At 58.1% G+C, this 16,658-nt stretch carries 19 protein-coding genes; 3 read left to right on the top strand and 16 right to left on the bottom strand.

What is annotated here, in order from left to right; all coding sequences use genetic code 11:
- Positions 1 to 33: 33 nt before the first annotated feature.
- Positions 34 to 597 carry a carboxymuconolactone decarboxylase family protein gene (locus SHM7688_RS10100; RefSeq protein ID WP_058239820.1) on the bottom strand — a complete coding sequence of 188 codons (564 nt, stop codon included), beginning with the start codon at positions 595 to 597 and terminating at the stop codon, positions 34 to 36.
- 132 nt (positions 598 to 729) lie between these two features.
- Between SHM7688_RS10100 and SHM7688_RS10095 the strand changes: the two genes are divergently transcribed.
- The gene (locus SHM7688_RS10095) at positions 730 to 1,308 is read left to right on the top strand and encodes a TetR/AcrR family transcriptional regulator (RefSeq protein ID WP_058239819.1); all 579 of its coding nucleotides are present in this window, start codon (positions 730 to 732) and stop codon (positions 1,306 to 1,308) included.
- A 119-nt stretch (positions 1,309 to 1,427) separates the two neighbouring features.
- Here the strand turns inward: SHM7688_RS10095 and nusG are convergent, their stop codons facing one another.
- From nusG to uxaC, 11 genes are all read right to left on the bottom strand, one after another.
- A complete protein-coding gene (gene nusG, locus SHM7688_RS10090; RefSeq protein WP_058239818.1) occupies positions 1,428 to 1,964 on the bottom strand; it encodes a transcription termination/antitermination protein NusG in 537 nt (178 codons plus the stop codon).
- 182 nt (positions 1,965 to 2,146) lie between these two features.
- Positions 2,147 to 2,344, bottom strand: a complete 198-nt coding sequence (gene secE / locus SHM7688_RS10085) for a preprotein translocase subunit SecE (RefSeq protein WP_058239817.1) — start codon at positions 2,342 to 2,344, stop codon at positions 2,147 to 2,149.
- Between the two features lie 63 nt (positions 2,345 to 2,407).
- Entirely contained in the window at positions 2,408 to 3,106 is a 699-nt protein-coding gene (locus SHM7688_RS10080; RefSeq protein WP_058239816.1) for a hypothetical protein, read from the bottom strand.
- A gap of 133 nt (positions 3,107 to 3,239) precedes the next feature.
- On the bottom strand, positions 3,240 to 3,722 hold the full coding sequence (locus SHM7688_RS10075; RefSeq protein ID WP_144432547.1) for a hypothetical protein: 483 nt from the start codon (positions 3,720 to 3,722) through the stop codon (positions 3,240 to 3,242).
- Positions 3,723 to 3,934: 212 nt separating this feature from the next.
- Entirely contained in the window at positions 3,935 to 5,515 is a 1,581-nt protein-coding gene (locus SHM7688_RS10070) for an ABC transporter substrate-binding protein (protein ID WP_058239814.1), read from the bottom strand.
- A 170-nt stretch (positions 5,516 to 5,685) separates the two neighbouring features.
- Positions 5,686 to 6,240, bottom strand: coding sequence for a sulfopyruvate decarboxylase subunit beta (comE, locus tag SHM7688_RS10065; RefSeq protein WP_058239813.1), 555 nt, complete (start codon positions 6,238 to 6,240; stop codon positions 5,686 to 5,688).
- On the bottom strand, positions 6,237 to 6,743 hold the full coding sequence (gene comD, locus SHM7688_RS10060) for a sulfopyruvate decarboxylase subunit alpha (RefSeq protein ID WP_223229270.1): 507 nt from the start codon (positions 6,741 to 6,743) through the stop codon (positions 6,237 to 6,239). Before comD ends, comE begins: the two co-directional genes overlap by 4 nt.
- Positions 6,744 to 6,763: 20 nt before the next feature.
- Positions 6,764 to 7,681, bottom strand: a complete 918-nt coding sequence (locus tag SHM7688_RS10055; RefSeq protein WP_058239811.1) for a hydroxyacid dehydrogenase — start codon at positions 7,679 to 7,681, stop codon at positions 6,764 to 6,766.
- A gap of 27 nt (positions 7,682 to 7,708) precedes the next feature.
- On the bottom strand, positions 7,709 to 9,157 hold the full coding sequence (locus SHM7688_RS10050; protein WP_058239810.1) for an NAD-dependent succinate-semialdehyde dehydrogenase: 1,449 nt from the start codon (positions 9,155 to 9,157) through the stop codon (positions 7,709 to 7,711).
- A 512-nt stretch (positions 9,158 to 9,669) separates the two neighbouring features.
- Complete coding sequence (locus SHM7688_RS10045; protein WP_058239809.1) at positions 9,670 to 10,248, bottom strand: hypothetical protein; 579 nt, start codon at positions 10,246 to 10,248, stop codon at positions 9,670 to 9,672.
- 63 nt (positions 10,249 to 10,311) lie between these two features.
- Entirely contained in the window at positions 10,312 to 11,727 is a 1,416-nt protein-coding gene (gene uxaC, locus SHM7688_RS10040) for a glucuronate isomerase (protein ID WP_058239808.1), read from the bottom strand.
- A gap of 588 nt (positions 11,728 to 12,315) precedes the next feature.
- On the opposite strand from uxaC, the gene SHM7688_RS10035 reads away from it, so the two are divergent.
- Positions 12,316 to 12,780 carry a hypothetical protein gene (locus tag SHM7688_RS10035; protein ID WP_058239807.1) on the top strand — a complete coding sequence of 155 codons (465 nt, stop codon included), beginning with the start codon at positions 12,316 to 12,318 and terminating at the stop codon, positions 12,778 to 12,780.
- A 130-nt stretch (positions 12,781 to 12,910) separates the two neighbouring features.
- A complete protein-coding gene (locus SHM7688_RS10030) occupies positions 12,911 to 13,351 on the top strand; it encodes a hypothetical protein (RefSeq protein WP_144432546.1) in 441 nt (146 codons plus the stop codon).
- A gap of 34 nt (positions 13,352 to 13,385) precedes the next feature.
- Here SHM7688_RS10030 and SHM7688_RS10025 read toward each other — a convergent pair whose 3' ends face one another.
- From SHM7688_RS10025 to SHM7688_RS10010, 4 genes are all read right to left on the bottom strand, one after another.
- Positions 13,386 to 14,756: a glutamate--cysteine ligase gene (locus tag SHM7688_RS10025; protein WP_058239805.1), complete on the bottom strand. Its 1,371-nt coding sequence runs from the start codon at positions 14,754 to 14,756 to the stop codon at positions 13,386 to 13,388.
- Positions 14,757 to 14,819: 63 nt separating this feature from the next.
- A complete protein-coding gene (locus tag SHM7688_RS10020) occupies positions 14,820 to 15,344 on the bottom strand; it encodes a hypothetical protein (RefSeq protein ID WP_058239804.1) in 525 nt (174 codons plus the stop codon).
- Entirely contained in the window at positions 15,341 to 16,189 is an 849-nt protein-coding gene (locus SHM7688_RS10015) for a GNAT family N-acetyltransferase (RefSeq protein WP_058239803.1), read from the bottom strand. The genes SHM7688_RS10020 and SHM7688_RS10015 overlap by 4 nt, the downstream gene beginning before the upstream one ends.
- A 15-nt stretch (positions 16,190 to 16,204) precedes the next feature.
- Positions 16,205 to 16,658, bottom strand: a 454-nt coding sequence (locus SHM7688_RS10010; RefSeq protein ID WP_158500686.1) for a hypothetical protein, incomplete at its 5' end; no start/stop codon positions are given.

Below are 16,658 nucleotides of genomic sequence, written 5' to 3'. Positions count from 1 at the left end.
CACCGGGGCCTTCTCCTATATTTCGAAAGAGGCTTAGGCCGCCTTCTCCGCCTTGCTCCAGGCAAACGGCTCAAAGGCCGGATCCACAGCCGTCTGTGCCACATGGTTGGTGTAATTGCTCAGGATCTTCTGTGACAGGCCCAGAATGATCTCAAGCACCTGCTGTGTGCCATAGCCCGCCGCGTAAAACGCCTCATAGGCCTCTGGCGCCACATGGCCACGGCCGCGCACAAGCGCCAGTGTGAATGTCCGCAGCGCTTCCAGCTTAGGATCGGCCAGCGGCGTTTCATTGCGCAGCGCGTCAATCACCCCGGCGTCCACATTCATCGAATGGGCAATGCCGGTGTGGGCAGGCACACAATAGTGGCACTCATGCTCCACATTGATCGTCTGCCACACCACGGTCAGTTCGGTGTTGTCAAAACTGGTGCTGACAAAGGCTTCGTGGGTGCGCTGATAGGTTTCAAGCAACTGCGGCGCACCGGCCATCACCTGATAAAGGCCGGGCAGAAACCCATAGGCCTTTTCGGAGGCAACCAAACGCTCCTTGGCGGCTTCTGGGGCGGTTTCTGCGGTGTAACGGGGGAAGGTGGTCATGGGAGGAAGTCCTTTTCAATTTATCAACGTCCCTCTCATATGGGTAACTTGAGTGATTGCTCAATACGCCAACTTGAGCAATCACTCAAACGTGACCTTGGCATTATCTGAAAGCCCGATTAGATTGCCCCCATGAATGTAAGCCATGATAAAGATGCCGCCCTTGGCGCCGCGCTGGACCTGTTCTGGCAGCAGGGCTATGCCTCCACGTCCCTCAAGGATCTGGAGCGCGCCACAGGCATGCACCCCGGCTCGCTCTACGCTGCCTTTGGCAGCAAGGCGAAACTCTACTGTCTGAGCCTTGAACGCTACGCAACGCGCCTGCAGACCCTGCGCGCGGAGCTTTTGGCCAAGGCCAGCTCGCCGCTGGCAGGTCTCGCCGCCTTCATCACAGAGGCACATCCGCTGTCCAATGCGGAGGCCCCTCTGCCGGTCTGCTATCTGGTGAAGGCCACGCTGGAAAGCAGCCACGGCAATCAGATGATCGAAGAGAAAATTGCAGAGCTGCTCACCAAAAATGACGCCGTCTTTGAAGACATCTTTCAGCAGGCCATCGACGCAGGGGAACTGCCCGCCAACACCGCCCCCCATAAACGCGCCCGTCAGTTAAGCGCAGATCTGGCGGGTCTGTGTTTTTACGCGCTGAGGGCAGACGACCCTGCGGTGATCAAAGAAATGGTCTCCGACCTCGCCCATCGCCTGCACCACTGACACCCCGTAGGGTGCGCATTCACTGCGCACCTTTCCCGCAAATCGCCCCCTCCAACCCCAAAAAACAAAAAACCCCAATGCCAAGGCATCGGGGTTTCCTACAAACTTATATCGCAGACTTACATCTGCTTGGTCACCTGCGTGTATTCCAGCTCGACCGGAGTCTCGCGGCCAAAGATGGAGACCGTCACCTTCAGGCGCTGGTTCTCTTCGTCCACTTCCTCGACCATACCGTCGAAATCCTCAAACGGACCGTCGTTAACTTTGACCTTCTCACCCACTTCAAAGCTGATCATCAACTTCGGTGTCGCGGCTTCACCCTCTTCCACGCGGCCCAGGATACCCTGCACTTCCGCATCACGCATCGGCATCGGACGGCCCTGTGGACCCAAGAAGCCTGTGACGCGGTTGATGGAGTTGATCAGGTGATAGCCTTGGTCGGACATTTCCATATGCACCAGCACGTAGCCCGGCATAAAGCGGCGCTCGCTGGTCACTTTCTTGCCGCGACGCACCTCAATCACTTCCTCGGTCGGGACCAGCACTTCGTCAATCTGATCCTCAAGCCCCTGCTCTTCGACCGATGTGCGAATTGTCTCGGCGACCTTCTTTTCGAAGTTCGAAAGCACGCTGACCGAATACCACCGTTTCGCCATGTGTTGTTCTTCCCGTCCTTGCCGGCACCAGCCGGACTCTCGTTTATGTCCAGTGTCTCAAATCAGACTATCAGGAACAAAAAATCGGCGTGCAACTCGATTCGTCACACGCCAAGCATCTTATGTGCCAGTGACTACCCCTGTTGTGCCTTGGTTTCAAGGCACAACCACATGGGCAGCCCTCAGCCAAACAGCGCCAGAACGCCCTGAAGGCCAGAGCGGATAAGGATATCCACCAGCGAGAAAAACGCCGCCGTCAGCGCGGCCATGATGAACACCATCACGGTGGTCAGCAGCACTTCGCGACGGGTCGGCCAGACCACTTTGGAGACTTCCGCGCGGACTTGCTGAATAAATGTGATCGGATTGGTTTTCGCCATGACGCTTCTTCTTTGCCTTGATCAGGGGCTGACATACTTGGGCTGCGCGCCAAATTCAAGGGCCTAGCTGCGCAGTCGCGCAATCCGATCCGCAAAACTCGGATCAATCGGCCCATCCCAGACATCTTCCTCACTGGCCGGACGGTGCAACACCCCGTGCCAGCGGTACGGCAAGATCTTTTGCAGGAACCGCCCCAGCGCCGGATCGGCCCAGACAAAACGCTTCAGCACATAAAGCACGATGCGTGCCATGCGGTCCTGTCCAATCAGCGCCCCAATCAAAAGCAACGTCGATACGATCAGCAACGCCAGCATGGGGATAAACCACGGCTGCCAGATCACCACGCCACAGAGAAAGGCCAGAGAGACCATTCGGGGCGACATCAGAAACCGGCGCAGATTGCGCCCGGCTCGCCCTTCAACCACTTCAATCCTGCGCCAACTGCGCGGAGCAAAGGCAACCTCCGGGTCAGCTTCTGAAACTTGGGAAGTTACCGGGGCAGCCAGGTCTCTGGCCCCTGCGCCATCAGAACCGGTATGCGAGCTGACCTGCGCGCCATCCACACGGCGCATCCGCGCAAACGGGGCCGCACGCAAGGGCTTGGGCTCCGGCACCGGATCCGCTTCCGCCAAAAGGGCCCGGATGGTCTCCAGCGTGGCATCACTAAAGCCTTCGCCACCGGCGCTGATCTCTTTCGCTTGCATGTCCTCGTCGCCTGATGACCCTTTGGGGGCATCTGCGACCATCAAACCATCGGTCATATCACCACTCGTTCTACGTCGCCTTACAAACCCTTTTGCACCACCGCCCCCACAGATCCGCACTTTGGCGAAAAACCCTCCGGGGGCACGGTGGCAAATCTGCGGTCAAATCATGGAAAAACTGTGGCGACCTTCACCGCTCTCCCACGCCAATCATACGGCGCAGCACATGCCAGTCGCTGCCCCAAACACCTGCCACATGACGCCATGCGATCAACATCCCATCCCGCGCCCGCTCCGGCCCGAGCATCACAGCTGTCAGCAGCAGCAAAATCACCATCCAGATCATAAGGCGCAACGTCACCGACGGCACCACCGCCGCCAGTGTGATCACCACAATCAACGCCAGCAGCCGCGGGCGTGGCCAGCGCCGCGCCATCACGATATCACGCCGCAACCGCGCCTCTTCGCGCTGCTGTTCAAGCTGTCGGGCATTGCGCGCCATCACGCGTTCCACCGCAGAGATCTGATCCGCAGCGGTCGCGCGCGCCATGGCCCGGCGCATCCGCCGGTTGACCTCACGCATCAATCTACGGTCGTCCCGCCTGCGCTCACGCGCCGTCTCAGCCTGCGAAACAGGCGTTTCAAAATCACCGAGTCGGAATCCATGTCGCATCGATCATGCCTCACATTGCCGCCCCCATTTTGCGGCAGCCCCACCCATCGGCGGGAGCCCTCTATTATGGTTAATGAAGGATGAATGTGACCGAACTCCGGCACAGATTATGGCCTTTTTGCGCCCCCCTTCAGAGCCAAAACCCGCAAAGAAAAACCCCCGCAGCGATCAGGCTACGGGGGGTGCAGAGCGGCAAAGGGCCGTCTGAGATCTTAGTTCATGGTGAAATATTTGAACTTTGGCGAATCCTCAGGCTCCACAATGGTACCCACATTGGTCTTCATGCCCCAGTTCAGCACCTGATGGTGGATCGGGATGTAAAGCTGCTGATCCTGCACCACCTGCCAGATCTCGTTGATCATGCCGTTGCGCTTCTCCAGATCGGTTTCCCCGGCCAGCGCTTCGATCTTCGCGTCCAGATCCGCATCCGCAAAGCGGGTTGCGTTCCAGGAGCCATATTTCTCGCCTTTGGAGTGGGCGAGGAAGTTGAAGATATACTCAGAATCATAGGTCGGAACACCCCAGCCCAGCATGTAGAAATCTGTTTCCAGATTGCTCAGCAGCGGGAAGTGCTGTGCCTTGGGCTTGGCGTCGAGGTTCACCTTTACGCCAATTTTAGCGAGCATGCCCACAGCCGCCTGACAGATCTTCTCGTCGTTGACATAGCGGTCATTTGGGCAGTTCAGCGTGATGCCAAAGCCGTCCGCATAGCCCGCTTCCGCCATCAAGGCTTTGGCCGCCTCGATGTCTGTCTTGGAAGAGCTGTCCATCTCAGTGTTCCAGCCGTTCACAAACGGCGGCGCGATCATGCCCGCAGGGGCGGATTGGCCGCGCATCACAACCTTCATGATCGCGTTGCGATCAATCGCCATGGACATCGCCTTGCGCACGCGCACATCAGACATCGGGTTCACACCGTCCACATCATCATTGGCAATGTCTTCTGCCGCTTGGTTCATCCCGAAGAAGATCACGCGATTCTGCGGGGCTGTACGCACTTCCAGCCCCTCTGTGCTGTCCACCCGGCTCAGATCCTGCACCGGCACATCCTGAATGAAGTCCACCTCACCAGAGAGCATCGCGGCCACACGGGTCGCTGCGTTCTGGATCGGGGTATAGATGATCTCGGTCACTTCCAGTGGGAACTCATCCTTGCCCCAGTAGTTTTCGTTGATCGTCAGAACTGTCTTCACATCCGGCTCGCGGCTGACCAGCTTGTAAGGGCCGGTGCCATTGGCGTTCTTGGCTGCAAAGGTATCCTCGCCGCCCTCAAAGTCCTGCACCTTGGTGGCGTTGTTGGCCTCTGCCCAGTCCTTGTCCATGATGAACATATTGGTCAGGTTGTTGGCCATGATCGGGTTGGGACCATTGGTCTCAATCTCGATCGTGTAAGCATCGGTGGCGCGCACTTCCTTCACAGAGGCCAGCAGCTCTTTGTAGTCAGAGTCTTCTGTCATCGCGCGGTCAAGCGAGAATTTCACATCTTCGCTGTCAAAACTTGCGCCATCATGGAAGGTCACACCTTCACGCAGCTTGAACACCCACACATTCGGGTTGTCCGCAGAGGGGCCCCATTCGGTCGCCAGCGAGGGTACCATGGCCCCGGAATGGTCCCGCATCACCAGCGTTTCCATGATCTGGTGCGCAAGAGCCGAGGTCGGCCCTTCATTTTGCGCATGTGGGTCCAACGTCAGCGCATCCCCGGCACGAGCCCAGCGCAGAGTTTCTGCTTGTGCCAGCATCGGCATCGCCGCAACGGCAACGGTGGCCAGCATCATTGTTTTGAACTTCATCACTTTCACTCCCTGATAAAGTTGGTGCGGTGATGATTGCCCCGCAAGCCGCGCTTGGCAAGTCTCTCGTCGGCCTTTTGCCGCCTCCACATCCCTCACAGTTACTTAACAAGTAAAAAAAGGGCACCGCTGCCGGCACCCTTTTGAGAAAATCCTCCTAAAGGATAATCTTACCGCCGCACTTCCTCCATAAAGCGCTCGCGGATCACGATCGGATTGGTCTTGATCACCGGCACCTTCACGTTGCCGCTTTCACATTTGGAGACGATGATGGTCATCTCGTCACTGGCAATCGCCGCCTTGACCGCTGCGGCTGTGTCTTGCGCAGAAACGGTCTGCACGTTTTCCGCGCCACAAGCCCGTGCCACGGCCGCCAGATCGGTTTTCATCCCTGCATAGGTCGGCTGATCGCCCGTCGATCCATAAGAGCCATTGTCGATGATCAGCAGCGTAAAGTTGCCCTGCGCATTGTTCCCGATGGTGGCCAACGTGCCCATATTGGTGAGCACAGAACCATCCCCGTCAATCGCGATCACCGGCTTGTCCTGCGCCGCGGCCAGCCCCAGACCAATCGAAGACGCCAGCCCCATGGTGCCCAACATGTAGAAATTGGACGGCTGATCATCCATCGCATGCAGTTCTTGACTCGGCGCACCGATGTTACAAACCACAAGATGCTCGCGGATAATCGGTTTCAGCGTCTGAAATACGTCATTACGGATCATGCGGAAGCCCTCCAGAAAGAAGCATCACACAAAATGGCGACCGGCTTAGAGGCCATCTGCGCATATTCCAGAATGCCGGGCAGCTCGGCGGCATCCTCTGGCTTATGGAAGTGGTAGGTCGGGATGTGCAGCTGGTTCAGGATCGCCTTGGTGTGCAGCGCCATCTCTACCTGACAGGCCACCGGCTCGCCCACTTCCCCGCGATAGGAAATCAGCATGGGCAGCGGGATCTGATAGAATTGAATGAGTGTTGCCAGCGTGTTCACCACCACGCCCAGCGCGGTGTTCTGCATCACAATACAAGGCCGCATGCCGCCCATATAGGCCCCGGCGCAAAGCCCCATGCCCTCATCTTCTTTGTTGGACGGCATATGCAGGATACTTGCCTCATCATCGAGCACCTCAAGCACCCCGGCGAGTTGTTTGCAGGGCACCGAGGTGACATAGTCGATCCCCGCTGCCTTCAGATCTCGGACGATCTGATGATCCATTTCTGTAGCCATTGTTCCTCCCTAAGCCAAGCTTACCCCAATCGTTTCAGCACCAAATCGGCAATCATCTCGCTCACCCGGACATTGCTATCCTGCGTGACCCCCGCGATATGCGGGGTGAGGATCAGATTGCCGACCCCTTTAAATTTCTCTGCTGCCTCTTTGGTCAGAGGCTCCGTCTCAAAGACATCCAATGCCGCGCCGCCAATCTGGCCCGCCTTCAGGGCCGCTACCAAAGCCACCTCATCCAAAACGCCGCCCCGCGCCGCATTAATCACCACCGCGCCCGGTTTCATCTGCGCAAAGGCTCCGGCATTCATCATATGGCGCGTCTGATCCGTCAGCGGCACATGCAGGCTCACCACATCCGCCTTGGCCAGCACATCTGCAATCTCGCCGCGCTCAGCACTCTGCCAGGCCGGGTGGTCCGCAGGCAAAAACGGATCATAGGCGATCAGCGTCATCCCCATGGCCCGCGCCAGAAGGCCGGTTTCCTGCGCATTGGCACCAAACCCCAAGAGGCCCAACACACGCCCGCCCGCCTCACGGCCCGAACACTGCGCGCGCGGCCAGTCGCCGGCCAGCATCGCCAGTTTGGCATCATAGGCATCGCGCAACAGCACCAGTGCATTGGTCACCACATATTCCGCCACCGACAGCGTATTGGCCCCCAGCGCAGGCATGACCTCCACCCCGCGCGCCTTGCAGGCCGCGAGATCAATATTGTCGAGCCCAACGCCCAAGCGCCCAACGCATTTCAAATCTGGTGACGCATCGAGCAACGCAGCCGTGACCTGCGTGCGGTTGCGCACGATCAGCGCCTGCACCCCGGCCATCTGCGCAGGAATATCTTCCTGCACATCAGCCAACTGGGGTGCATAAGTAGTGGCGTGGGCCGCCTTAAGCCGCCCAACCGCCATGTCATCCATGAACTCTGTGATCAAAATCATCAGAGATCTCCCTTTTCAATCGGGCGCTTAGAGCCCAGCAACGCAGGTGTATTTGGTGATCAGATAATCATCCAAACCCTGGCTGCCGCCTTCTTTGCCCATGCCGCTTTCTTTCACGCCGCCAAAGGGCGCTTCCACGGTGGTGATCAAACCGGAGTTCACCCCAACCATGCCATATTCCAGCGTCTCATTCATGCGAAACGCTCGGGCGAGATCTTTGGTGTAGGCATAGGCCGCAAGCCCATAGTCGGTGGCATTGGCCGCCGCCACGGCATCTTCTTCGTCTTCAAACTTGTAGATCGCCGCCAGCGGGCCAAAGATCTCATCGGTTGAGAAAGACATCTCAGATGTCGCGCCGGTGATCAGCGTTGGCTCAAAGAAGGTCTGGCCCAGCGCATGGCGTGCGCCGCCCAGCACGATCTCGCCGCCTTTGGCCTTGGCGTCGGCAATCATGCCCTCAACCTTCTTCACCGCGTTTTCATCAATCAGCGGCCCCTGCACGACGCCATCCTCGGTGCCATCACCCACCTTCATCGCGGCAATCGCTTCTTTCAGCTTGGCCACAAAAGCATCGTGAATGCCCGCCTGCACATAGAAGCGGTTGGTACAGACACAGGTCTGCCCCATGTTGCGGAATTTCGCGATCATCGCGCCTTCCACGGCCGCATCCAGATCCGCATCGTCAAACACGATGAACGGCGCGTTGCCGCCCAGCTCCATGGAGACCTTCTTCACCTGATCCGCCGCCTGCCGCAGCAGCAACTTGCCCACACCTGTGGAGCCGGTGAAGGTCACTTTGCGCACGTCTTTATTGGCCATGATCGCACCACCAATCGCCGGCGCATCGCCGGTCACGATGTTGACCACACCATCCGGGAAGCCCACATCCTGACACAGCTTGCCCCAGGCCAGACCGCTGTAAGGCGTCTGCGGCGCAGGTTTCGCCACCACGGTACAGCCTGCCGCCAGCGCGGGCGCGATCTTGCGCGCCAGCATCGAGCTTGGGAAGTTCCACGGCGTGATCATGCCAACCACACCGACCGGATGGTGGGTCACCAACAGACGTTTGTCATTTGTCGGTGCCGGAATGATCTCACCTTTGTTGCGGCGGATTTCCTCGGCAAACCAGCGCACATAGGCCGCACCAATCGCAATCTCGCCACGCGCCTCAAACAGAGGCTTGCCCTGCTCGGCGGTCAGCAGTTGCGCGAGGTCTTCCTGATGGTCCATCAGCGCGTCATGCAGCTTGTGCAGCAGCCCCACGCGCTCCATCAGATTGGTCTTGGACCAGCTCTTGAAGGCCGCACTTGCTGCGGCGATGGCGCGCTCTGTCTCTGCGCCGCCCACTTCAGGCACCGTGCCCAGAACAGCACCGGTGGCCGGGTTGGTGATCTCGGTTGTCGCGCCGCTGTCGGCCCCTACCCACTGACCGCCAATCAGGTTGGCTTCCAGCAGATATCCGTTGAAGTTGCTCATCTCTGCCCTTTCGAAAAGACAAATTGTGTTTGTTGGTGATAGCGCTCTGCGGGCCGCAAAACGGCCTGCGGAAAATCTTCGTGGTGATGGGCATCCAGCCAGACCTGAGGCTCCATGGCGAGCCCCGCATAAGCCCCCATCACGCGCCCATCCAAACCGGGCTGTGCGATGTTGATATTTTCCCCATCCTAAACCTGCAAGCCCGGCATGACAGTGAAAAAGTGCATTTTGCCCCTATACTTCCGATTTCAGCGCCGCCAACGGACAAACGCACACGTCACGCGCACTGTCCGCCTGCCTAAGAACTTCAGATGCAATGCCTGCCCACGGTGCCGTCTTTCACGCAAATTGAGGGTGCGAATGTGCCCTTATCCCCTCATGCCGGGGCCAATCAGACCACATCGTATCGCCATTCTATATCTCCAGAAGCGGCAGGCCCATCGCGCCAGCCACATCGGGCAGCGCCGCAAACGCGGATGATCGGGTTGCCTTATGGCCCCGCACGGCCAAATTCAGCAGCGCGCCACCAGATTGCTCTGCCAGAGTTGTCGACCATGTGGAGAAGACATCATCGCAACCACATCTGCCAGCCCCGCACGCGCATTGTTCTTAGAAAATGACGGCAACTGCGCGGCATTGGTTGTCGCACAGGCTTCGGCACAGAACGCACGGATGGACACGGCCTGCGCCGCAACCTGTCTGCGCAGCTTTGCCGCCATCCGCCGCGCCGTCAAAGCCTCTCCGATCAGAGCGACCTGAGGCACGCGAAGTTGCCGCACCAGTGCCGCCACGTCTTCTGGCAACTCTTCCTCTGCCACCACTGGAACAACCAAACAGCACGGCACCACTGCGGCCTGAGCCAACCCTGCGCACTGCCTCACTCGCCACTCAGAAGCGCCCGCACAAGCCGCCACTCCAAACACCCGACAGCGCGCAAGGTCGCGCACCTCTGCAATGGTCTCCGCAAAGCTCTCAGAAGGCCGCACAATCAGCACAAGCGCGTCCTGCGGCATCATGTGCCGCGCATAGCGGCGCGCCAGCGCAAGACCCAAACCGCCCTGCACACCATAGACCACCACAGCCTGGCTCAACGGCACGCCCGGTTCGCAAGCGCGGCCTCTAACACAGGCGACACACCGGCAAATTGCGGATCATCACACAAAAGAACTGAACTTGTACGCATCAATGGCCAGATCCCGACATAGCATCTGGGCAATCTCATCCACATCTCCGCGCCCAAGAACGCCGCGCTGACGCTGCTGCGCCAAATGCAGACTGACACCCCGCCGCCAAAGATCGTGGCGTGCAGGGATGGACATGAAAGCGCGCGTGTTGTCACTGAAACCGGCGAGGTTCCAATAGCCAGTGCTTTCCACCACATGATCCAGATACCGTGCAATACCATTAACACCATGACGGAACCGCCACGGCGATCCCAGCCGCAGCGCCGGCCAATGCCCGGCCATCGGAGCCAGCTCACGCTCACAAGCTGACGCATCCGGTGTGAACACAACAATGTTGATGTCGCGTGAATGCCCAACACGGTTCAACAACGCATCCAGACCGTCAATAAAGTTTACAGACTGCGGAACATCCGCGCCGGTGTTGGGCCCAAACCGCTCAAACATTTCTTTATTGGTATTCACACGCGTGCCCGCATGGATCTGCATCACCAGACCATCCTCAGCCGACATTTGCGCCATTTCCGTGAGCATATGCCCATAGAGGCTCTGCGCCTCCTTTGGAGCAATCTTGCCGCCCATTGCTTTGGCAAAAAGCGTCGCCGCGCGTCGCTCCGTCATGTAACAGGTGCCAAGCTCCGGCAGGCTGTGCACCGTTGCGGTCGCCCCATACGCCATGAAATAGGCCCGGCGGTCCCGCAGGGCTTCAAGATACCCCTCAAACGAAGAGGTATCCTGATCGGTGATCTCCGCCAGTTTGACCACATTCGCTTTAAAGTCCCCCCGGCGTGGATCCAGCACCGCATCGGGACAAAAAGTAGGCACGACCTTGCCGCGCAATTTATGCTTCCGCGCGGCCTTGTGATGGGCCAAGTCATCCAGCGCACTGTCCGTCGTCGCCAAAACCTCAATGTTGAAGCTCGCAAGCAATGCATGCGGGTACATCTGAGTGGATTTGATCTCCGCATCGATCTTATCATAGACCGCATCGGCGTTATCCGCATTCAAAGGGGCGGTGATCCCAAAAATCCGCGCCAATGTGGTCGCCATCCAAAGGTCCGTAGGCGTGCCCCGGAACTTATGAAAATGGCGTGCAAAGGTTCTGAATATCGCCCGCCCCTCTCTCTGATGCGCGGCCACACCAACACCCAAATCCTCCAGAGAGACACCTTGGCTGTAAAGCATGCGCAACACGCCCTGATCGGGATGGATCAAGACCTCCACCGGATCCGCAAAAGGGGTGTTTTCAGCAAACCAACGTGGATCACAGTGACCATGCGGCGACACAATCGGCAGATCACGCACACTGTCATAAATGTCCTGTGCGGCATCTGACAGCGTCAAAATCGGCGTGCCGGTTCCGATCAAATTGCTGAAGGCGGGGGTCATCACTCAAACTCTCCATTCTGGCGACGGTCACCACACAGGCGCCCGCCACGAAACGCAGCCGATGCCAGAGGACACAGTCACGTTTCTTCCAAACTCATTGCTTTAAATGCACATAGATTGATTGATGATCTGCTAACGCGCAGGCAGCCGTGCCACGTCAGAACCTTTGACGCTCACGTCAGATAACCACTTTATTCAAAGCAGAAACACGCTCCGCGTGCGCCCAAGATTCCCATGTGAAAACCCGCCCCCGCCACCTCTTCCCAGCACGCTTTAAATAAGGCCTAAAACTCCGACAAACGCGAAAGCCCACATCGATGGGTTGCATGACCACCCCCATGTACGTCACATATTTTGCCAACGCACCGGTCGATAAAAAAGCGGCCTTGGGCGAAAAAAACTTTGCCTAACGCCCACATAAGAGGCGATGATTGATCGCAAATGCACAAACAAAAGCACAATTGCACCTTGTTAAGAGTTTCATCGTATCACTGACACCCCATTCTTAGATCGTACCAAATTGAATTCAGTTCCAAACACCTTTACTCCCCCGCCGACGTCTTACCCAGCACTTCAGGGAGCCTGATCATGCCAATCTCAACGCATATTCTTCCAGAGCTTTCGCTGGTGCTGCGCCGTTATTCCGGCAAGATCACAATGGCAGAAATCAGACAGGCCGTTGCAAAGGCGCACGCACACCCGGACTACCGTCCCAGCATGAATGAAGTCGAAGACCACTTGGACATAACCGCGGTGGACATCGGCTTTGACGAAATGAAAACCTTCGCATTGGATGTGCAGGCCTACAACAACGCCCGTGGCGGTGCGACTGAACACATCATGATCTTGTCCAAGAACCCAGTTTTAGATGCGATCGAGATGTACCAAACCTTCATCGACCTCAGTGGAGAGTCTGGTCATGTTCATGTACTCGCAGGTTACCCTGAAGTCTTCGCACTTCTGGACTTGCCCGCAGATCTGCTGCCTCTTCTCCCTGAGGGCTGCCTGACAGAAGCCCACCTCATCGACCAGCGCACTCAAGACGACACCTAACGCGCGTCGGCACGGGCGCTAGATAATTGACCTTTTGGACACCATTTAGATCATCCGACTGAAATCTTTGTTGTTTTATTGAACCAACCAGTCCAATTTGATTTTGAAAAATTCATGTTTTGGAATTTGAATGCCGATTCACACGTCCATACTGAAACCGACCGGCGTGGCCTATCGACGGTTCAGCGGTGCGATCACAATGGCGGATCTTTCCGGTTCGTCAGAATGCATGCACTCTGATCCACTATACAAGCCCGGAATGCCGCAGGTTGTGAACCTTCAGGATGTGACAGACGCCGACATCGGCTTCCGGGAAATGCTGAAATTTGCCACACTGACCCACGAGCGTTACCGCATTCGCGGCGAACAGGTGCATATCTGCATCGTGTGCAATTCCACGCTCACCGGACATCTGGCCCAAATGTTTCAGGCGCTCACCATGCTGGAAGACGATCTCGTCACCATCGACATCGTCACCGGCTTTCCAGAAGCGCTCGCTCATTTGGATTTGCCCGCCGAAAGCCTCGCCAGCTTTCCACCAGAGTGTCACGATGAGGCCTATCTGATTTAGATCTTGGCCTCATCTCAATCGGTGACCCTCTGGATCAGTAACTATAAGCCCCGTAGATCTTGGTCAGATCGCCGTTCCAATCGCCATGATACTGTGCCAACAGCTCATCCGCAGGCACTTGCCCACTCTCCACACTTTCTTTCAGCGCGTTGAGGAAATGGGTCTCATCCGGCACCAGCCCACCGGCCCCGGCCATGCCGCGTGCCTTCAGACCTGCTTCAGAAATCTCCAGCACTTCGCGCGCCAACTCATGCATGTTGATCTTGCCGACCTGCGCCTGAAGCGCCTGTTCACTGGCGGCCACACGCAACGCCTCACGGGTCTCCGCATTCCAGTCTTTCACCAGATCCCAGGCCGCATCGAGCGAAGACTGATCATACATCAGGCCAACCCAGAAGGCAGGCAGCGCACAGAGCCGCCGCCACGGGCCACCATCTGCCCCGCGCATCTCCATGAATTTCTTGATCCGCGCCTCCGGGAAGGCCGTGGTGAGATGATCCGCCCAATCGCTCAGGGTGGGCATTTCACCGGGCAAGGCAGGCAGTTCGCCCTTGAGGAAATCACGGAAGCTCATGCCCAGCGCATCGATATATTTCCCGTCGCGGTAGACAAAATACATCGGCACATCCAACGCATATTGCACCCAGCGCTCAAAGCCAAAACCCTCGTCAAACACGAAGGGCAGCATGCCGGTGCGGTCCTCATCCAGATTGCGCCACACCAGCCCACGGGTCGATTTCACGCCATTGGGCTTGCCATCCAGAAACGGTGAATTGGCAAACAGCGCATTGGCCACCGGCTGCAACGCCAGCGCCACGCGCAGTTTTTGCACCATGTCCGCTTCACTTGAAAAGTCGATGTTCACCTGCACCGTACATGTCCGGTACATCATGACCTTACCCATGGTGCCCACGCGGTCCATGTAATCGGTCATCAGCTTGTAACGCCCTTTGGGCATCACCGGCATCTCGTCATGGCTCCAGATCGGGGCCGAGCCCAACCCGATGAAGCCCACGCCGATCTTGTCGGCGATGTCTTTCACGTCCTTGAGGTGCTGATTCACCTCATCACAGGTCTGATGAATACTCTCCAGAGGCGCACCAGACAGCTCCAGTTGTCCGCCGGGCTCAAGGCTCACATTGGCGCCATCTTTTTCCAGCCCAATCAGCTTGCCGCCCTCTTGCAGAGGGGTCCAGCCATGGCCATCGCGCAGCCCTTCCAGCACCGCCAGAATAGAGCGCTCGCCCTCATATGGCAGGGGTTTCAGGCTGTCTTTGCAATAGCCGAACTTCTCGTGCTCCGTGCCAATGCGCCAGTCTTCTTTGGGCTTGCAACCAGAGCTGAGATATTCGGCCAACTGATCGTGGTGTTCGATCGGGCCACCACCGGACTGAGGAATGGACATAGCGTTTGCTCTGCTCCTGAAGACAATTTTGAAAATCAGTGGTGATCTGATTTCACAGCGGTGTCAATGCAGCCTGCGCCCCTGACTGTCGCGATCCCCTTTTGTCCAGATCACAACCGGTTGATCCGACACAGCCTTAAGTTGTTGCAGCATATGTTCGGTGCGCATGCCCTCTAGGCTGGCAAAGGCATCAAACAGTGCCTCCGCCCCTGCGGCATTGACGGGAATGTGAAGTGGTGCCTGCCCCGGCTCATAAAGCGCCCAGACGGCGGGGCGGCTGCGCCCATCCAGGACCACGCGGCTGAGACTGCGCACCGCCACGCTGCCGCCATTGAGCGGACCAAAATAGGCAACCTGCCCCTCATCCACCTGCACCACGCCGGGGCCACCACTTCCGGTGCGAAACCGCCCACGTTGCAAACCGCTGACAATCAGCACAGCCCCCAGCGCCACCAAGGCCACGCCCAGCCACTTCACAAGGCCAAAGCCGCTCGCCCCCCAAAGACCAAGCAGCAGCACAGCCGCCCCAATCACCGCTTCACGCCACTGCACCACCGCCGCGCGGGCTTCTGGTCGGATAAAACTCATGCCGTCTCCTCTTCTGCATGAAACAGCATCAGGGAAAAAGTCCCGTTGCGTTCAAATCCAATCGCTTCATAAGCCCGCGCCGCGGCCTCATTGGCGGCAAACAGAATGGCATGCGCCACGCCTTTCGCGCGCGCCTCAATCAAATGCAGCGCAACAGCCCGCCGCGCCAGACCCTGCCCGCGCAGCTCCGGTGGCGTATAGACACCACCAATCTGCACAGTATCCGGCAATGTGGCGTTGAACCCGGTCATGCTCACGACCACACCGTCTTTAAGCAGCATCCGATGACTGTCTCTTTCCAGACATCCGTCAATGTCACGTGTTGCGGCCTCTTCGCATGCCTCTGCCGGGGTGCCGAGCACCTCGCCATGATAGACACTGCGCCACGCGATGGCCAAATCCCGATATTGCGCATCCAGCGGGGTCAGCGTGAAACCGCTGCAATCGGGCACCCGCATCTGACCCAGATCCAAACGATAGCCCGGCTCCCGCTCATTGAGAGACATCTTCCGCTGATCCAAGCCAGCCAGCGGCATAAATGCCGCCACCTGAGCGCCTTCCCCAAGGCAGCCAATCAACGCCCGCCCTTTGCATAGCTCTGCCGCCGCGCGCCAGTCTGCCTCAGACGCCTCCGGCGCCTGCATCAGGATCATACCGCCATTGGACAGCGCAAAAAGCCCTTTGCGCCCGTCCTCAAGCGCCCAGATACGCATGGCACGGTCCTCTGCCCCCTGCAGGCCATACTCCCGCAAGTTACTGAGAAAAAACATCGAACTCTGCATGTGGACCCGCAGGAAATCCTCCATCCAGGTCAAATCACGCTCTGTCACCTCACGCCACACCATATGCCTTACCCTTTGCTATGTCGCGGCTTTGCTGGCCACCGCTGCCGGAGGCATCCACCCCGACAGGAAAAATGCAATGTCATCGCAAACCAACCCAGTCTGGTTGGCATAGGCCCGCCCGCTGTAACGGCGGTACATCTCCCAGCCCAAAGCAAAGCGAAACACCTGCGCAAAATCTGCGCCAGCCGAAAACCGCGCCGGATGCAATGCCGCCAAATCCTGTGGCCTGCGCCACACATTCTGTCCCAGAGAAAACCGCGCCATCATATGCAACAGGGGGGCCGGGTGCGCGCCCTGAATATCGACGCCCCAGAGCTGCGCCCCATCCCAGATCAGGTTTTTCTGCGTAAAATCCGCATGCGCTGGCCCATGTCGCACCATCTGCGGCCCCATGTCCTCGACCATTTTGCACAAATCCTGATGCAGGGCCTGCAAGGCCTGCCGCACGTCGGGAGTTGCCTTGGCCACA

This window comes from Shimia marina, assembly GCF_001458175.1.
Taxonomy (GTDB): Bacteria; Pseudomonadota; Alphaproteobacteria; order Rhodobacterales; family Rhodobacteraceae; genus Shimia; species Shimia marina.
This window is presented reverse-complemented; position numbering and strand designations above follow the sequence as displayed.